Origin of the sequence: Actinacidiphila sp. bgisy160 (assembly GCF_965342435.1) — a bacterium.
GTDB lineage: Bacteria > Actinomycetota > Actinomycetes > Streptomycetales > Streptomycetaceae > Actinacidiphila.
Window position 1 is genome coordinate 56,754 of the sequence record NZ_CBDRCM010000002.1, and the last position, 16,372, is coordinate 73,125.

The following is a 16,372-nucleotide window of genomic DNA, read 5'->3' on the forward strand; positions in this document are numbered from 1 at the left end:
CGGCGCACACCCGGCGCAAGCGCGGCGTGGGCCAACTAGCTTTCACATGGCGAGATTTAGCCACTTGACTGCTTGGCCATATGCCGGAGTAATGGTCGCTGTAAATGATCCACTCGTGTTCCGCTTCGGCATGTGCCAGGCGAAACTGCTGGTGGTCAGAGGGTTGACAACTGAGAGGTGACCGTCAGTGGGGCCCGACCTGATAGTTCCACCGATCTACTCTCCACTCAGTCCGGCCATTCATCCCAGCCACGCCGCCATCGACGCGCGGACCGCCGAGTGGGCAGACCAGTTCGCCATCGGCTCCGCCGCACTTCGCAGCCGCCTCGTCCAGCACGACATCGGCACCTTCGCGGCCCGCATCCTCCCGGGCGGCCGCGAGGAAGTCATCTCCATCGCCGCGGACTTCATCATCTGGCTCTTCGGCGTTGACGACGGCTACTGTGAGGAAGGCGACATCGGGACCCGGCCGGGCGAACTCATGGGAGCGCTCTCCCGCCTGCTGCGCATCGCCCAGAACCCCGAGGTCTCCATGCTGGCGGACGATCCGCTGGCGCAGGGACTGCGGGACCTCCGCTACCGCATGGATGTGTACGGCACTCCCGGCCAGGTCGCCCGCTGGGTCGACGCGCTGCGGGAGTACTTCTCCTCCGTCGTGTGGGAGGCGTCCTTCAGGAGCCGCGGCACCGTACCGGACCTGAACGACTACACGCTCATGCGGATCTACGACGGCGCCACGTCCGTGATGATGCCGCTGCTGGAGATGGGGCACGGTTACGAGCTCCAGCCGCTGGAGCGGGACCTCACCGCGGTACGCGCCACGGCCGAGATGGCGTACTTCATCATCTGCTGGGACAACGACATCTTCTCGCATCACAAGGAGAAGCGCGCCGGCGGCTTCTACCTGAACGCGGTGCGGGTGCTCGCCGAGGAGCGGGGTCTTCCGCAGGACAAGGCCCTCACCCTGGTCATCGCACAGCGTGATCGCGTGATGAACCTCTTCCTCCGGGTCTCGGAACATCTGAGGATCTTCGGCAGCCCCCAGCTTCGCCAGTTCCTCGACAGCCTCGGCCACTTCATACGCGGGGCCCAGGACTGGGGCGTCAGCTCGGTCCGCTACACCACACCCGATGATCCGGCGAACCTCCCCTCGACCTTCTGCGACACACCCAGCGACGACAGTCTGGATCCGCTGGACATCCCGGCGATCGCGTGGTGGTGGGACCTGCTTCCCGAGCGGGACCCGTCCCGTCCGCCACACGAGTTCACCCAGGCGACGACAGTCGACTCCTTCATACACCCGGTGGCACAGCGCACGGCCTAGATTCCGCGAAAGAAGAGGAGTTCTCGGGGTGAATGCAGACTTGCGCTCGGTTCCGCGCGCCCCCGGCCGGCTACCGCTCATCGGCCACGTCTGGCCGCTGGCGCGCAATGCCCTCGGCTTTGTCACGTCGCTCCGGGACACCGGTGACCTCGTCCGGGTCGACGTGGGCACGATGCCGGTCTACTTCGTGAACAGTCCCGCGTTGGTCCACGAGTTGCTCGTCACCAAAGGACGCAGCTTCGAGAAGGGGCGGTTCTTCGACCGGCTGAAGGTCCTGGTGGGTGAGGGGCTGGTCACGGCCGGGGGAGACACCCACCGCCGGCACCGCCGGTTGATGCAGCCGATGTTCCACCGGTCCCGCATCGCCGGATACGCCGAGGTCATGGCGGCCCAGGCACGGGCGGCGGCCGACTCGTGGCGGCCGGGGGACACCGTCGCCGTCGAGCGGGAGATGGCCGCCATGGTGGTCAGCACGCTGGCGGGGACGATGTTCTCGACGGACATCGGCAAGCCCGCGGTCGACGCCATACGGGTGCACCTGCCGGTCATCGTCAACACCCTGCTGCTGCGCACCGCCTCACCCAAGTTCCTCGACCGGGTTCCCATCCCGGCCAACCGCCGTTTCGACGCCGCGGCGGACAAACTCCTGCGGGTCATCGACGACGTCGTCGTGGCGGCCCGCGAGTCCGGTGACACCGACCGGCCCGACCTGCTGTCGACGCTGCTCGCGGCGCGTGACGCGGACACCGGTGAGGCCCTGACGGACGTGGAGGTCAGGGATGAGCTCAGCACGATCCTCTTCGCCGGTGCGGAGAACACGGCGACCACCCTCACCTGGGCGTTCCATGAGATCGCACGGCACCCCGAGGTCGAGGAGCGGCTGCTGGCCGAGATCGCGGCGGTCTCGGGTTCCGGCCCGGTCGCGCTGGAGCACGTACCCGCCTACGAGTATCTGCCGCGGGTCATCAACGAAGTGGTCCGGCTGCACGGTGTCACCCTGCTGATGCGCCGAGCCGTGGAACCCGTCGAACTCGGCGGGGTGACGCTGCCCGCCGGCACCGAGGTCGCCTTCAGCCTCTACGCCCTGCACCGGGACCGTCGCGTGTTCCCCGACCCGGAGCGTTTCGACCCGGACCGGTGGCTGCCGGAGCGCAGCGCGGACCTGCCGCGGGGGGCGTTCGTCCCGTTCGGCGCGGGGACCCGCAAGTGCATCGGGGATTCCTTCGCCTGGACGCAGATGATCATCTCTCTGGCCACGGTGCTCAGCCGGCGGCGGCTGCGCCCGGCTCCCGGCCACACGGCCCGGGAGGTCACCGCGGCCGTGCCGCATCCCGACCGGTTGCCGATGGTGGTCGAGGTCCGCGAGAGGGCCGAGGCCTAGGGCGTGCCGTCACATGCCCGCCTGCCCCGCGGCGCCTGGCACGGCACCTCGCTGCGTTGTCGAATCGTCCGAGTAGCCCACTACGAGGACGACTCTCCGCCTTGCGATGCACCGCACCAGACACCGCGGGGCCCGCCCTCCGGGCGGCCGGCGCTCATGTGACGGCACGCCCTAGGGTCCTGCGAGGACCGGGTGGGAGTGTGCCGTGTCGCCGGCCCCGCAGCGGCGCGCATTCGCCCGGCCCTTCGGCGCGTTGAACGTCCGGGCGAGTTGATCCGTACCGGACGGCGGCGGGCGCCGGCGCCTCCTAGGATCACGCCATGGAACTGACGTTCGTGGACGTGAAGCCTGGTGAACCGGCCATGACCGCTGAAGTCGGGCCCTTGATCAGGGCGTTGAGACCGGCACTGACCGCCGACGGGTTCGCGGCCTTCGCCGCCGAGGCGTACGCGCAGGGGGTGGTCTTCACAGCGGCGCTGGACGAGCGGGAGCGTTATCTGGGGGTGGCCACGCACCGGGTGGTGACCACCAGCAGGGGGCGGATGCTGCTCGTCGACGACATGGTCACGGCGCTGGACGCGCGCGGCGCCGGGGTGGGTACGCGGTTGCTCGCGGAGGTGGAGGCCAGGGCCCGGGCGGCGGGCTGCGAGCGGCTCGAACTGGACGCGGGCGTCGCCAACCACGGGGCGCACCGCTTCTACCACGCACGCCGCATGGCGATCACGGCGCTGCACTTCACGCGCGAGCTCACCTGACGGGGGAGTACGAGCGGCATGGGCGGCTCGGGCCGTTCAGAGGTTCCCGGTGAAGGCCACCAGCGGCGGGGTGCCCCACGGTTCGGCGGCCGTGGTCCGGGTGGCGTGGTCGAGGAGCCACTTCTTCAGCACCTCGAAGCCGGTGTCCCCGTAGGTGTCCTTGTAGAGCGCGGCGATGCCGGTGACGTGGGGGGCCGCCATCGAGGTGCCGCTCATGACCGCGTAGAGCCCGCCGGGGAAGGCGGAGGCGATGTCGACCCCGGGCGCGTTCAGGTTGACGCAGCTGCCGAAGTTGCTGAACGGCGCCCGGTGGTCCGTCCGGTCGGTCGCGGCGACGGTGAAGGCCTCGGTCGCGCTCGCCGGGGAGATGACGCAGGAGCTGACGTCGTCGTTGCCGGCGGCGACGACCGGGAAGACCCCGGACCGGGCCAGCGCGTCCAGGCTCTCGTTCATCGTCGGCGAGTAGAGCCCGCCCAGCGAGATGTTGGCCACGGCGGGTTTCACCGCGTGCCGGGCGACCCAGTTGATCCCGGCGATGATCCCGGAGTTGGGGCCGCGCGCCTCGCAGTCCAGCACGCGCACGGAGACCAGCGTGACGCCCCGGGCGACCCCGGTGTGCTCGCCGCCGACCGTGCCGGCGACGTGCGTGCCGTGGCCGGCGCAGTCCGCGGCATTCCGGTCGTCGTCCTCCATCTCGTCGATGCCGGGCCTGGCGCGGCCGCCGAACTCGGGGTGGGTGAAGTCGATCCCGCTGTCGATGATGTACGCGGTGACCTTGGCGCCGGTCGCCCGGACGGTGTAGCCGTGGGTGGCCGGGGCGCGGTTGTTCACCCGCTCCAGGCCCCAGAAGCGGCCGGTGCCGCCGGGCGGTGCCGGGGTGCCCGGCATCAGGCGGCTGATCGCCCGTGGGATCCGGTCCTCCGCGGGCAGGGTGACGGTGGTGTCCTGCTCGACGCCGCGCACCGAGGGCAGGGCCCGTACCCGCGCCAACTGCCGCCCGGTGAGCGGGGCGGCGAAGCCCCGCATCACGCCGTCGTACACGTGGGCCGGGGTGACCCCGGCCGCGCTCGCGACGGAGGAGGGGTCGCTGTGCGGGGACAGGGTGACGATGTAGCGGCCGGGGATGGAGTTCGGCGCTCCCACCCCGAGCAGGGGTGCCAGGGCGACGGGGGAATGCGCCTGCGCGGGCGCCGGGGCGGGGAGGGCGGCCAGCGCGGGGACGGCGGTCAGCAGCACCGCGGCGAACGTCCGGCGCAGGGACACACGCATGCGTCGATCTCCTCGGGCTCGGCGGACAGCACGGCCGACGGGCCGTCAGCCCGCCCTCTCCTCCACCCTGTCAGCCAGGATCGGACGCGGGCGCGCCCAGGTACGCCATCCGGGCCGGGGCGCCACGAGCAGCCCCGGGCCGATCCAGACGTAGGCGCAGCCGCCCACCAGGGCGCCCAGGCCGCCGGTACCGGGGTCGCCCCGCCACAGCCACAGCCACACGACGCTGCTGCAGAGCAGGACCCGCAGCGCCTCGCCGGCCGGCGCCGCCGGCGCCGGGACCACCCACATCAGGTGGTGCACCCAGGTCACCGGGCAGGCCGGCACGCTCCGCCAGATCGCCGGCACCTCGGCCGCCGCCGTGCCGCCGAGCACGCCCGGTCCTTGCGTGCAGGCGTCGATGCCCGCGTTCACCATCGCGCCCTGCGCCAGGTAGCTGTAGACGTCCCTGCCGAACAGGGGCGGGCCCGCCGGCAACGGTGCGGCCCGCTCGGCGAAGGCCGCGAGCAGGGCGCGTGGCGACGGCGGCCGGGGCCCGCGTACCAGCCGGCCGAGCCGCGACCGCGCCGCGACGAGCAGCCTGAGGCCGAAGTACGCCACCAGCAGTCCGGCCGCCGCCTCCCCGTGCGGCAGCGCGATCCCGTCCCGTACCGGAAGCGCCCCCGCGGCCCTGCCGCCGACGGCCGGCGCGGCGGTGCCGGCGCCGGGCCGAGAGCCGTCGCGCGTGTCACGTCCGCTCCGGGCCGGCTTGCTCGAAGAGGACGCCGTGCCGGGCGCGGGGCACCAGTCGCTGTCGGTGCTCAAGGCTCCACCCCCCTGGCCCCCCTGGCCCCCCCTTGCCCGCTGCGCCTGGGCGGATGGGCACCGTGCTCCGTACGCGGCGTGTCGGTGCGATCCTGAACCGCGTGCGAGATGCGATGACGGTGGTCGAGGCGGCGTTCGCCGGCGCCCTGGGGGCGCCGGAGGGGGATGTCGAGACGGCGCTGGACGCCGGGGCGTCGGCCATGGCGGCGGCGGAGGCCGGATGGGACGAGGTCGGCCGGGCGGTGGTGACCGCGGTGGGCCGGCTACTGCGGGGGTGCCGGACGCGCGGCTGGGAGGACGCGGACCTGCTGCGCATGGTGCGCCGCGAACTGCGACCGGAGCACGTGCGGCTCGCCGGGCGCCTGACGGCGGACGCCGGCGGTGACCCGGCGGGCCTCCTGGCGGCGTACGGGGCGGCCGAGCGGCTGGACCGCTTCACCGTGGCGACGGCCGTGCTGGAGCTCGTCCGCCTGCTGGGGCGGCTGCCCGGGATCACGCCGCCGGCCGCGCCCGCGGGCGCGGCGCCCGGCGGTACGGGGCATCCGATGCTGCGGCGGATCAGGGCGCTGCTGGCGAAGGCGGAGTCCACGGCCTTCCCGGAGGAGGCGGAGGCGCTGAGCGCGAAGGCCCAGCACCTTATGGCACGGCACAGCGTGGACGAGGCGCTGGTGGCGGGTACGGCCCCGGGCGGCGCCGGTCCCGGCGCGCGGCGGATCGGCGTGGAGCGTCCGTACGAGGCGCCGAAGGCGCTGCTGCTCGACGCGGTCGCGGCGGCGAACCGCTGCCGTGCCGTGTGGTCGGCGGAGTTCGGCTTCTCGACGGTGGTGGGCTGGGAGGCCGACCTGGAGGCCGTGGAGGTGCTGTACACCTCCCTGCTGGTGCAGGCCGAGGCGGCCATGCGCGGCGGCGGCACCCCGGGACCCGCCGCGCGCCGCCCGCGACGCAAGGGCGGTAGGGGCGGTGACCTGTCACGGGACTTCCGGGAGTCCTTCCTCATCGCCTACGCGGGCCGGATCGGCGAGCGCCTGGCCGCCGCCTCCCGCGACGCGACGGAGGAAGCCGCGCGGGCCGCCGGGGCCGGGGCCACGGAGGTGCTCCCCGCGCTGGCGGCCCGCGAGGTCGCCGTCGGCCGCGCCGCCGACGCGATGTTCCCCGACACCCGCACCCAGCGCCTCAAAGGCCGCGACCACGAGGGCTGGGCCCGCGGTACCGCCGCCGCCGACCGCGCGGCCTTCCACGGCCCGGCCGGCCCGTCCAGGCGTCTCCGCGAGTGATGGCGCCGTCAGCCCTTGGCGCCGTCCGGTCACGTGGACCGCGCCGGTGCTTCGGCCGTCCTGCCGTCTCGCGCCCTTCGGGGGCGCGAGACGAACCGGCACACGACGGCAGGCCGCAGACGCACCCGGGCCGCGTCCCGGCCCGGGCACCTAGAACAGCCAGCGGGTCTGGCTGTAGGTGGTGCCGCGGGCGTAGGCGAAGGCCACGGTGGGTTCCACCTCGTACACCAGGGCCTCATGGCCGCCGCCGACGAAGACCTGGTCGCGTACCTCGAACTGCCATTCCGATCCGTACTTGGCCCCGTACGCCGCGGCGATCCGGCGCAGTTGGTTCTCGCTGCGGACCCGGCCCGCCTTGCCCTCGAGGACCACGTCCAGGCCTTCGCCCAGCGCGTTGTTGCCGGTGGTCAGGACGACGCGGCGGTTGTGGGCGAGGTTCTTGGCCTTGCGCTCGTCGGCGCCGGTGCAGAAGTGCAGGGCGTCGTCCAGCCAGACCCCGATGAGCGGGGTGACGTGGGGGCGGCCGTCCGGGCGGACGGTGGTCAGCCAGTAGATCTCGGCCCCGGCCAGTTGCCCGCGGGCGTCGTGCCAGGTCGTGGGGGCCGCGCCGGTGCTGCTGTAGCGGGCGTCGAGCTCGGGCTCGGGTTCTTTCTCTTCTGCCATGCTCCACTGATACTCCATCAGCCCGCGCGCAGCGCGTACGCGCTGTCCACGGCTTCCGCCAGGTCGCGCACCGCCGGGTCCTCGGTGGTCGCGGCCAGCGCGTGCGCACGGTCGCCGAGCACGGCGAGCCCGGGGGCGCCGGGCAGCTGCTCCTCGCCCGTGTCGTAGGTGCGCAGCGCGTCGGCGAAGTAGGCGGCGACCGCGTCCACCCGGAGCCTCGGGGAGGTGCCGGAGCCCCACAGGCGGCCGGCGAGCCGGTCCGCCTCGACGGCGCCGGCGGCCTCGTGCGGGGAGCGGTCGTGCGGGTCGAGCCAGCGAACGGTGGCTGTGGCGACGTGGCCCCGGGCGCCCGCCTTCAGCCGTACGGCGTAGAGCGCGGTGACGGTGTGGCCGGGGCCGATCTCGCCGCCGTCGACCCGGTCGTCGCGGAAGTCCTCGTCGGCGACGGCACGGTCCTCGAAGCCGATCAGGCGGTAGCGCTCGACGGTGCGCGGGTCGAAGGAGACCTGGGCCTTGGCGTCGCGGGCGCGCAGGCCGATGTTGACGGGCAACTGGTCCACGAACAGGGCGCGGGCCTCGGCCGGCGTGGAGACGTACGAGGTGTGGCCGTCGCCCTTGTCGACCAGCCGCTCCATCAGGTCGTCGCCGTACTCGCTGCCGACGCCGACCCCGAAGAGCGCGATGCCGTGCCGTGAGCGGGCCCGGTCGATCCGTTCCAGGAGGGCGTCGGGGTCGGTCTCCCCGGTGTTGGCGAGGGCGTCGGAGAGCAGGACGACCCGGTTGGTGGCCCCGCGCCGGGCGCTCTCCAGGGCCACGTCGTAGCCGGTGCGCAGGCCCGCCTCCAGGTTGGTGGAGTCCTCCGGCGCGAGCCGGTCGACCACGGACAGGGCGTGCCGCCGGGCGCCCCCGGCGCCGAGGCGGGTCGCCGGCAGGGCGACCCTCGCGCGGTCGCTGAAGGTCACGACGGCGAGGGAGTCGTCGTCCCGCAGCTCGCCGATCGCGGCGCGGAGCGCCTTCTGGACAAGGTCGAGCCGGCCGGGATCACCCATGGAGCCGGAGACGTCCACGACGAAGGTGAGCACGGCCGGGGGCCTGTTCCCCTCGTCCGCGGGGCGGGTGGCGAGGCCGACCCGCATCAGGGACCAGCCCTCCTCGTCGCCGATGCGGGCGCCGTCGACGGTGACGGAGAAGCCGTCGCCCCTGGGGGCGGGGTAGTCCTGACGGAAACTGTTGACGAACTCCTCGTGGCGCACGTCCGCGGGGGAGGGCAGCGAGCCCTGGTCGAGCCGCCGTTTGGCATAGCCGTACGAGGCGGTGTCCACGTCCAGCGCGAATGTCGACAACTGTGCGGCGTCCGGCGCCCGCTGCAGGCCCTGGTCCTGCGCGTCGGTGCCGCCGCCGTTCCACTCGGTGCCCTCGGGGGCGTCCGCGCCCCGCACCGGTCCGGGCCGCGCGTCGCTGGTGTGCCCCCGGTCGCCGCTCGCGCTGCAACCCGTCAGGACCGCTCCGGCTGCCACCGCCGCCAGCACCACCGCCGTGATCCGTCGCATCACCGTCACCTGCCTCCCCCGGGGCGCCCCCTGCGCCTTCTGCGACTGTGACGCAGGAGCCCGCGGGCGGGTGGCATCGATGCCGTTGCGGATGGATCTCAGTCGGGCAACGCCCCCTCTCCCGGGCGGGCTTGGCGGGCGCGGCACAGGTCGCGCAGCAGGTCGGTCTCGGTCCCGTGGTGGATGACCCCGCGGTTGATGTGGGGCGCGAGCGCGGCCGGCGGCTCCTTCGCGTACGGGCCCTTCTTCGGTCCGCACCCGGCGGCACGGCGGGAGGCGGACGGCGAGGCCGTCCGGGCCGCCGTGCTGCTACGGCCGGGCCGGGCCCTCGGCGCCCAGGGCCCGCACCCCGTTGCGCGAGCGCGCCGTCGGCGGTGCCCGCGCACGCGAAGTCCCGCCCGCCTCGTCGAACGCGTCGAGAAGGCAAGGACCGCGGCGTGACCGCCGAGCCCGGACACCTCGTCCGCAGGCCCCGTGACGAGCACTGGGACCGCGACGGCCTGCCCCGGCGAGGAGGCCGGCGGCCCCCGCCGGCGGGACGCGGCCACGGAGGTCTGCTTCCGCGGTCCGCCGGCGCTGATCCCGGCGCTGCCAGGGACGGTACCGCCGCCGGGACGCAGCTCGGCCGGGACGGGGAGGTGCTCCCCGTCCCGGCCGAGCCACCGCGCGCTCTCCGTTCTGGCGCGGGCGCGGGGAGCGGCCGGCTACCGTCTCGTCCTGGACGTCCGATCCCGGCCGGGGCCTACACGGACAGGGGGTCGAGCGGCATCGGGACGGGGTGGCCCTCCATCATCGCGCCGAGCCCGCGCACCGCGCAGACGTCGGGCCGGTCCGCGATCGTGACCGGCATCCCGGTGGCCTGACGGAGCATCATGTCCAGGCCCGGCAGCAGCGCGCTGCCGCCCGCGAGCATGATGCCGCGGTCGGTGAGGTCGGCGACCAGGTCCGGCGGGCACCGCCGGAGCACCTGGCCGATCCCGTCGACCAGCGTCGCCATGGGCATCCGGATCGCCTGCCGCACCGCCTCGGTGTCGACGCGGACCGTACGGGCGATCCCGCTGGCGACGTCCCGCCCCTGGACCTCGGCGCTGGGCGCGATGGGACCGGGCGCGGAGAGGATCTCGTGCAGCGGCCGCACCGACTGGCTGGGCAGCACGAGTTCGTGCGTGTTGCGCAGGTGCTGGACGACGGCGTGGTCGATCGCGTCGCCACCCACCGCGATGGTCTCCGCGGCGACGATCGAGCCCATCGACATGACCGCGATCTGCGTGGTGCCGGCCCCGGCGAGCATGATCATCGTCGCTTCGGGTTCCTCGACCGGCAGTCCGCACCCGATGGCGGCCGCGATGACGGAATCCACGAGCTCGACCCGGCGCGAACCGAGGCCGTACATCGTCTCGACGGCGGCCCGCTGGGCCAGCGGGCCGCTGCCGTTGGGGGTGCAGACGGCCGCCCGGAGCATCGGTTTGCGCCGCCAGGCCTTGCGGAGCTGACCGCCCAGCAGGTGGCGGAGCATGCGCTGGGCCATCTCGATGTCGACGACCATCCCGGCCTGGATGGGCCGGACCACGCGGATGTGCTCCGGCGTGCGGCCGGTCATCTTCTCGGCGAGCGAGCCGACCGCGATGAGGGCACCGCTGTGCGCGTTGACGGCGGCGACGCTCGGCTCGTCCACGACGAGTCCCTGGTGCTTGAGGTAGACACGGGTGCGCGACGCCCCGAGGTCGACGGCAACGGAGCAACGACGCAGATGCGCCAGACTGACGGTCACGGCAGATCCTCCCCGAGGGGCCGGTTCCCGGGACCGCCCCTGCGGCGGCCCGTCTGATCATCGTGCGGGCGCAAGTCGAAATGTGCCTGTTGTGGTACGCCGGGCGGTTGATGTGACTAGCGGATGATCCGTGCCGCGAGGACCGCGATGTCGTCGTCCGCCGGCTCCACGACCAGGAGTGTCAGCACCCGGTCGACCAGTCCGCCCAGATCACCCTCGGAGTGCAGGCGCAACCCGGCGAGCCGGTCGAGCGAGGCGTCGATGTCCTCCCCGCGCCGCTCCACGAGGCCGTCGGTGTACAGCAGCAGGACGTCACCGGGCTGGCAGGAGGCCGCGACGGGCTCGTAGCCCCCGTGCCCGGTGCCCAGCGGCGGGCCGACCGGGACGTCGACGATGCGGACCGTGCCGTCCGGCCGGATGACCGCGGGCGGCAGGTGACCGGCGCTGGAGAAGGTGCACGTGTTGCGCACCGGGTCGACAAGGGCCAGCAGGCAGCTCGCCGGACGGCCCGATTCGGCCTCCGAGACGAGGGTGTCCAGCCGGCGCAGGATACGGTGCGGCGGCAGGCCGGCCGCGGCCACGAAGCGCAGCATCGAGCGGTACTGGCTCATGTCGACCGAGGCCTCCACCCCGTGCCCCATGACGTCGCCCATGGCCAGCAGGGTGCGCCCGCGGGACAGCCGTACGGCGTCGTACCAGTCGCCGCCCACCAGCGCGGTGCTGCCGGCCGGATGGTAGCGGAACGCGGCCTCCACGGACGGGTGCGGGGAGCCCGGCTCGGACATCAGGGCACGCTGCAACTCCAGGGCGATGCCGTGCTCGTGGGTGTAGCGGCGGGCGTTGTCGAGGTAGATCGCGGCCCGCCGGACGACGTCCTGGACGATCTCGGTGTCCCGCTCGGTGAACCCCGGGGATTCGCCGCGGCGGACCAGGGTCACCGTGCCGATGGGCTCGCCGCGCGCCGCCAGCGGCACGACCAGCGCCGAGTGGATGCCCACCGAGCGGAAGGCGGCCATGCGTTCGCGGGCCTGCCCGCCGTGGCCCAGGGCCTCCTCGTCGAAGAGGTTCTGCAGCACCGGGCTGCCGGACCGCAGGCAGCGCGGGATGGTCGTGCCCGGCAGGTACTCCACGTACTCGCCGGGCTCGCCGAACGCCTTGGCCTGCTCGCGCAGGTTGGGCAGCGCCGCCATGGCGGCCCGGCGCAGCCGCAGTACGCCGCGGTTGCAGGGGGTGGAGTGCTCGGCGGGGAAGACCTCGACGGTGGCGATGTCGGCGAGCAGCGGCACGAGGAACCCGGCGAGTTCGGCACAGGTCTCGTCCATCTCCAGCGTGGTGCCGATGAGGGTGGCGGCGCGGTCCAGGATCGCCAGTCGCTCCCGGGCGCGCTCCAGCCCTTGCTGGTGCTGGCGGGAGGCGCTGACCTCCAACATGATCCCGACCAGGCCGAGCACCGTGCCGTCCGCCGCGTCCAGCCGGTGGTACGCGCCCTGCCAGTAGCGCCGGCCCAGCTCGGACTCGGCGTGCGTACGGCCGCTGGAGGGCACCTCGCGCGACTTGCCGTCGGACAGGACCTGGCGCAGCGCCTCCTCCCCGGCGTCGTCCAGGTCCGGCAGGACCTCGGTGATCCGGCGGCCGAGGTGCGCCTTGGCGGGCAGGCCGTTCATCCGGGCGAGGGCGGGATTGACGTAGACGTAGCGCAGCTGCCGGTCGTAGATGCCCACGCCCGCGGGGGTGCCGTCCAGCACCTGCCGCAGGACCATGCGGTCCAGCGGTGACCAGCCGCCGGGCTCACCGTCACCGCTCACCCGGTCACCCTCCTGTCCGCCGAGTGCGCCCGTTCCCATGATCGGGCGGTCCCCCGCCGTGCGCACGCCCGGATGCGGTCACCCCGCCGGGTGGCCGTCGGCCGGCGGGGCGTGTCGTCCGGGCACCCCGGTGAGCGGCCCGAAAGGATCGGGCGATGCGATGGACGACGGCGGCCGTGGCCCTCTGCCTGCTGCTGACCGCCTCGCCGGCGGTGGCCGGCGAGCGCCCCGGGCCGCGCCCCGGGCCGTCGGCCCGGGTGGAGCGGCTGTACGCGCAGGCGGCCCGTGCGGTGCGGGCGTACGAGGACACGGAGCGGGCGGTCCGCCGCAAGCGCGCCGACCTGCGGCTGCTGCACCGGGCCGCGGCGGTGGAGCGGCGACGGCTGGAGGCGCTGCGGGACCGGATCGGGGCGATGGCGCGCAGCGAGTACCGCAACGGCGGGCTGGGACCCTCGGCACGGCTGCTGCTGACCGGGCGGCCCGACCGGATGCTGGAGGGCGCGACGCTGGCCCGGCAGGGCGACCACGCGCAGGCGGCGCTGCTGGCCGAGCGGATGCTGGCCGAGCGCCGGCTGGCGGCGGACACCGAGGCCGTCGGCCGGACGCTGGCGGCGCTGGCCCGCGAGGCGCGCCGCCAGGACGTGCTCCGCCGTCGCATCGAGGCGCGGCTGCTGCGCGCCCGGGCCCAGTTGTCCGCCCGGGACCTGGCGCTCATGGCCCACGAGGGCCTCTCGGTGGACTGCCCCCACGACCTCCCCCCGGCCCCGTCCCGGTCGTCCGCCGCCGCCCACCGGCAGGGCGCCCCGCACTGGGTGCGTCCGGTGACGCACTACACGCTGACCGCCGGCTACGACGCCTCGGGCGCGCACTGGGCGCACCGCCACACCGGCCAGGACTTCGCCGTGCCGCCGGGCACCCCGGTCCGCGCGGTGGGCGACGGCACGGTGGTGGTGGCCGCGTGCGGTGACGGCTTCGGCAACCAGATCGTGGTCCGGCACGACGACGGCTACTGCACGCACTACGCTCATCTGTCCGTCCTGGAGGTCGTCGCCGGGCAGCGGGTCCGTGCGGGCGAGCGGATCGGCAGGTCCGGCAACTCCGGCAACTCCACAGGTCCGCACCTGCACTTCGAGGTCCGCGTCACGCCGCAGATGGGCTCGTCGGTGGCCCCGCTGCCGTGGCTCGCCCGGCACGGGGTGCGGATCGCCCGCTGAGCGTCAAGGCAGCCCAACGCACGCGGGCGGGGGGCGGGCCGGGCGACCGGTCAGCCCCCGCCCCCGCCCTCGGCCGCCTCGCGCGCAGCGACCGCCGCAGCCGGTGCGCCGTGCGCCGGTCCTCGTCGGAGGCGCCGGTGACGTGGAGGAAGATCTGGTCCAGTTCGGGCAACTCCCCGGCCAGTGTGTGCTTGAGCGTGCCGGCCGCGAGTGTGCGCCTCCGACCGCAGCGCCGGTGACGTGGTGAGCGGTCCGCCGACCGCCTTCGCCACGGAGATCGCCAGGTTCGCGGCGAGGGCGATGAAGACGGTGCCCCTGGTCTGTTCGCCCTCCCCCATGGGGTGTGTGTGCCCCGCCCCGCGCCGCTCAGTGGTGGAAGGCGGTGGGCGCCTCGCCGGGTGGGTGGAGCGGGTGGTCCTGGGCCCGCAACTGGGGGAGGTGGCGCTCCAGGTCGGCGAGGAAGAGGTCGGCGAGGTCCTCGGAGAAGCCGTTGCGGACCACGATGCGCAGCACCGCCAGGTCCTCGCGGTCCGGCGGGTAGGTGTAGGCGGGCACCAGCCAGCCGCGCTCGCGCATCCGCCGGGAGACGTCGAAGACGTCGTAGGCGGTGACGTGGTCGGCGGTGGTGAAGGCGAAGACCGGCAGCTGGTCACCGCGGGTGATCAGCCGGAAGTCACCGAACTCCTCGATCCGCGAGGCGAGGTAGGTGGCCACGTCCCGGGCGGTCTGCTGGACGGTGCGGTAGCCGTCCCGCCCCAGCCTCAGGAAGGTGTAGTACTGGGCGACGACCTGGGCGCCCGGCCGGGAGAAGTTCAGGGCGAAGGTCGGCATGTCGCCGCCGAGGTAGTTGACCCGGAAGACGAGCTCCTCGGGCAGCGCCTCGGCGTCCCGCCACAGCGCCCAGCCGACGCCGGGGTAGACCAGCCCGTACTTGTGGCCGGAGGTGTTGATCGAGACCACGCGGGGCAGCCGGAAGTCCCAGACCAGGTCCTCGTCGAGGAAGGGGGCGATCATGGCCCCGGAGGCGCCGTCGACGTGGACGGGGATGTCGAGCCCGGTCCGCTCCTGCAGGGCGTCGAGGGCGGCGCAGATCTCGGCCACGGGTTCGTAGGAGCCGTCGAAGGTCGAGCCGAGGACGGCCACCACCCCGATGGTGTTCTCGTCGCACAGCGCGACGGCGGTGTCCGCCTCCAGGTGCAGCCGGTCGCCCCTCATCGGCACCAGGCGCGGCTCGACCTCCCAGAAGTTGCAGAACTTCTCCCAGCAGACCTGCACGTTGGCGCCCATGACCAGGTTCGGGCGGCCGGTGCCCGGGTGGCGGGCGCCGGCGCGCCTCGTCAGGCGGCGTGCGAGTGATGCGCGGGCGCCGTCGCCGGTACGCCTCGTCCAGCGGCGCTTGAGGGCCATCCCGGCGAGCATGCAGGCCTCGGAGGAGCCCGTGGTGGAGCAGCCGACGGCGCTCTCCGGGTCGGGCGCGTGCCACAGGTCGGCGAGCATCGACACGCAGCGCCGCTCCAGTTCGGCGGTGCGCGGGTACTCGTCCTTGTCGATCATGTTCTTGTCGAGGCACTCGCCCATCAGCACCCCGGCCTCGGGCTCCATCCACGTGGTGACGAAGGTGGCCAGGTTGAGCCGGGCGTTGCCGTCGAGCATCAGCTCGTCGTGGACCAGCTGGTACGCCGTGGCGGGCGCCATGGGGCCGTCGGGGAGCCGGTGCTTGGGGGGCGCCGCGCGCATCCCGGCGACCGGGTCGGCCCCGGCGTAGAAGGGGTTCACGGCGAGCTTGGGCAGGCCCTCGGCACCTTTGTGCAGTGGCATACCGTAACGATACGTGTGAAACCGGTCATCGGCAGGTCGGCGGCTGCCGGCCGGGGCCAGGGGCCGGTCAGCCCGCCGAGGACATCGACAGCTTCGCCGCGAAGCCCAGGAACAGGGCCGCGGCGCCCGAGGTCAGTCCCGCCGCCAGGCGCCTGCGGCGGCGGAACTGGGCGGCCAGGTGGGTTCCGCCGAAGATCAGCAGCGTCAGGTAGCTGAAGCTGAAGACCTGGGCGATGGCGCCCAGCGCCAGGAAGGACAGCGCCGGGTGGGCGTAGCCGGGGTCCACGAACTGCACGAAGAAGGAGATGAAGAAGAGGATCGCCTTGGGGTTGAGCAGGCTGATCACCAGCGCCCGCCGGAACGGCCGCTCGGCGTCCGCCACCGCCTCCGCCGCGGCCGCCGTCGCCACCGGCTCGGCGCCCCTGGACCGCCACATGTCCCGGGCGGCCCGCGCCATGCCGAAGGCGATCCACGCCAGGTAGCCGGCGCCCGCGTACTTCACGACGCCGAACAGCACGGCGTTGGCCTGGAGCAGCCCGGCCACGCCCGCCGCGGAGGCGGTCATCAGGACGGTGTCGCCGAGGAAGACGCCCAGGGCCGCGCGGTACGCCGTCCGGACGCCGCGGCGTGCCGCGACGGAGAGCGTGTACAGCGAGTTCGGCCCCGGCAGCAGCACGATCAGTACGGTGCCCAGCAGATACGTCGGCAGGTCGGTGATTCCCAGCATGCGCATCAATATGGCAC

13 protein-coding genes are annotated in these 16,372 nt (G+C 73.8%); 5 read left to right on the forward strand and 8 right to left on the reverse strand.

What is annotated here, in order from left to right; genetic code table 11:
* Nucleotides 1-187 precede the first annotated feature (187 nt).
* The 3 genes from ACRWNP_RS02905 to ACRWNP_RS02915 all read left to right on the forward strand — a co-directional run bounded on the left by ACRWNP_RS02905 (nucleotide 188) and on the right by ACRWNP_RS02915 (nucleotide 3,460).
* Nucleotides 188-1,324 (forward strand): selina-4(15),7(11)-diene synthase, encoded by a 1,137-nt coding sequence (locus ACRWNP_RS02905; protein WP_431959277.1) that lies wholly within the window; start codon nucleotides 188-190, stop codon nucleotides 1,322-1,324.
* A 28-nt stretch (nucleotides 1,325-1,352) separates the two neighbouring features.
* Nucleotides 1,353-2,705, forward strand: a complete 1,353-nt coding sequence (locus tag ACRWNP_RS02910) for a cytochrome P450 (protein WP_431959278.1) — start codon at nucleotides 1,353-1,355, stop codon at nucleotides 2,703-2,705.
* 320 nt (nucleotides 2,706-3,025) lie between these two features.
* Entirely contained in the window at nucleotides 3,026-3,460 is a 435-nt protein-coding gene (locus ACRWNP_RS02915; RefSeq protein ID WP_431959279.1) for a GNAT family N-acetyltransferase, read from the forward strand.
* 36 nt (nucleotides 3,461-3,496) lie between these two features.
* Here ACRWNP_RS02915 and ACRWNP_RS02920 read toward each other — a convergent pair whose 3' ends face one another.
* Together ACRWNP_RS02920 and ACRWNP_RS02925 are read right to left on the reverse strand one after the other, a co-directional pair.
* Nucleotides 3,497-4,729 (reverse strand): S8 family peptidase, encoded by a 1,233-nt coding sequence (locus ACRWNP_RS02920; RefSeq protein WP_431959280.1) that lies wholly within the window; start codon nucleotides 4,727-4,729, stop codon nucleotides 3,497-3,499.
* A gap of 45 nt (nucleotides 4,730-4,774) precedes the next feature.
* Nucleotides 4,775-5,533 carry a hypothetical protein gene (locus ACRWNP_RS02925; protein ID WP_431959281.1) on the reverse strand — a complete coding sequence of 253 codons (759 nt, stop codon included), beginning with the start codon at nucleotides 5,531-5,533 and terminating at the stop codon, nucleotides 4,775-4,777.
* Nucleotides 5,534-5,634: 101 nt separating this feature from the next.
* Between ACRWNP_RS02925 and ACRWNP_RS02930 the strand changes: the two genes are divergently transcribed.
* A complete protein-coding gene (locus tag ACRWNP_RS02930; RefSeq protein WP_431959282.1) occupies nucleotides 5,635-6,807 on the forward strand; it encodes a DUF2786 domain-containing protein in 1,173 nt (390 codons plus the stop codon).
* Nucleotides 6,808-6,957: 150 nt separating this feature from the next.
* On the opposite strand, the gene ACRWNP_RS02935 is transcribed toward ACRWNP_RS02930, so the two are convergent.
* The 4 genes from ACRWNP_RS02935 to ACRWNP_RS02950 form a co-directional block, all read right to left on the reverse strand.
* Complete coding sequence (locus tag ACRWNP_RS02935; RefSeq protein ID WP_431959283.1) at nucleotides 6,958-7,470, reverse strand: pyridoxamine 5'-phosphate oxidase family protein; 513 nt, start codon at nucleotides 7,468-7,470, stop codon at nucleotides 6,958-6,960.
* Between the two features lie 17 nt (nucleotides 7,471-7,487).
* Nucleotides 7,488-9,020: a YfbK domain-containing protein gene (locus ACRWNP_RS02940; RefSeq protein ID WP_431959284.1), complete on the reverse strand. Its 1,533-nt coding sequence runs from the start codon at nucleotides 9,018-9,020 to the stop codon at nucleotides 7,488-7,490.
* 742 nt (nucleotides 9,021-9,762) lie between these two features.
* A complete protein-coding gene (locus ACRWNP_RS02945; RefSeq protein ID WP_431959285.1) occupies nucleotides 9,763-10,791 on the reverse strand; it encodes a rod shape-determining protein in 1,029 nt (342 codons plus the stop codon).
* Between the two features lie 116 nt (nucleotides 10,792-10,907).
* Nucleotides 10,908-12,596: a SpoIIE family protein phosphatase gene (locus tag ACRWNP_RS02950; RefSeq protein WP_431959286.1), complete on the reverse strand. Its 1,689-nt coding sequence runs from the start codon at nucleotides 12,594-12,596 to the stop codon at nucleotides 10,908-10,910.
* Nucleotides 12,597-12,751: 155 nt separating this feature from the next.
* On the opposite strand from ACRWNP_RS02950, the gene ACRWNP_RS02955 reads away from it, so the two are divergent.
* Nucleotides 12,752-13,810 carry a peptidoglycan DD-metalloendopeptidase family protein gene (locus ACRWNP_RS02955; protein ID WP_431959288.1) on the forward strand — a complete coding sequence of 353 codons (1,059 nt, stop codon included), beginning with the start codon at nucleotides 12,752-12,754 and terminating at the stop codon, nucleotides 13,808-13,810.
* 366 nt (nucleotides 13,811-14,176) lie between these two features.
* Here ACRWNP_RS02955 and ACRWNP_RS02960 read toward each other — a convergent pair whose 3' ends face one another.
* On the reverse strand, nucleotides 14,177-15,628 hold the full coding sequence (locus ACRWNP_RS02960) for a glutamate decarboxylase (protein WP_431959289.1): 1,452 nt from the start codon (nucleotides 15,626-15,628) through the stop codon (nucleotides 14,177-14,179).
* A gap of 67 nt (nucleotides 15,629-15,695) precedes the next feature.
* Complete coding sequence (gene leuE / locus ACRWNP_RS02965; RefSeq protein WP_431959290.1) at nucleotides 15,696-16,355, reverse strand: leucine efflux protein LeuE; 660 nt, start codon at nucleotides 16,353-16,355, stop codon at nucleotides 15,696-15,698.
* Nucleotides 16,356-16,372: the final 17 nt, after the last annotated feature.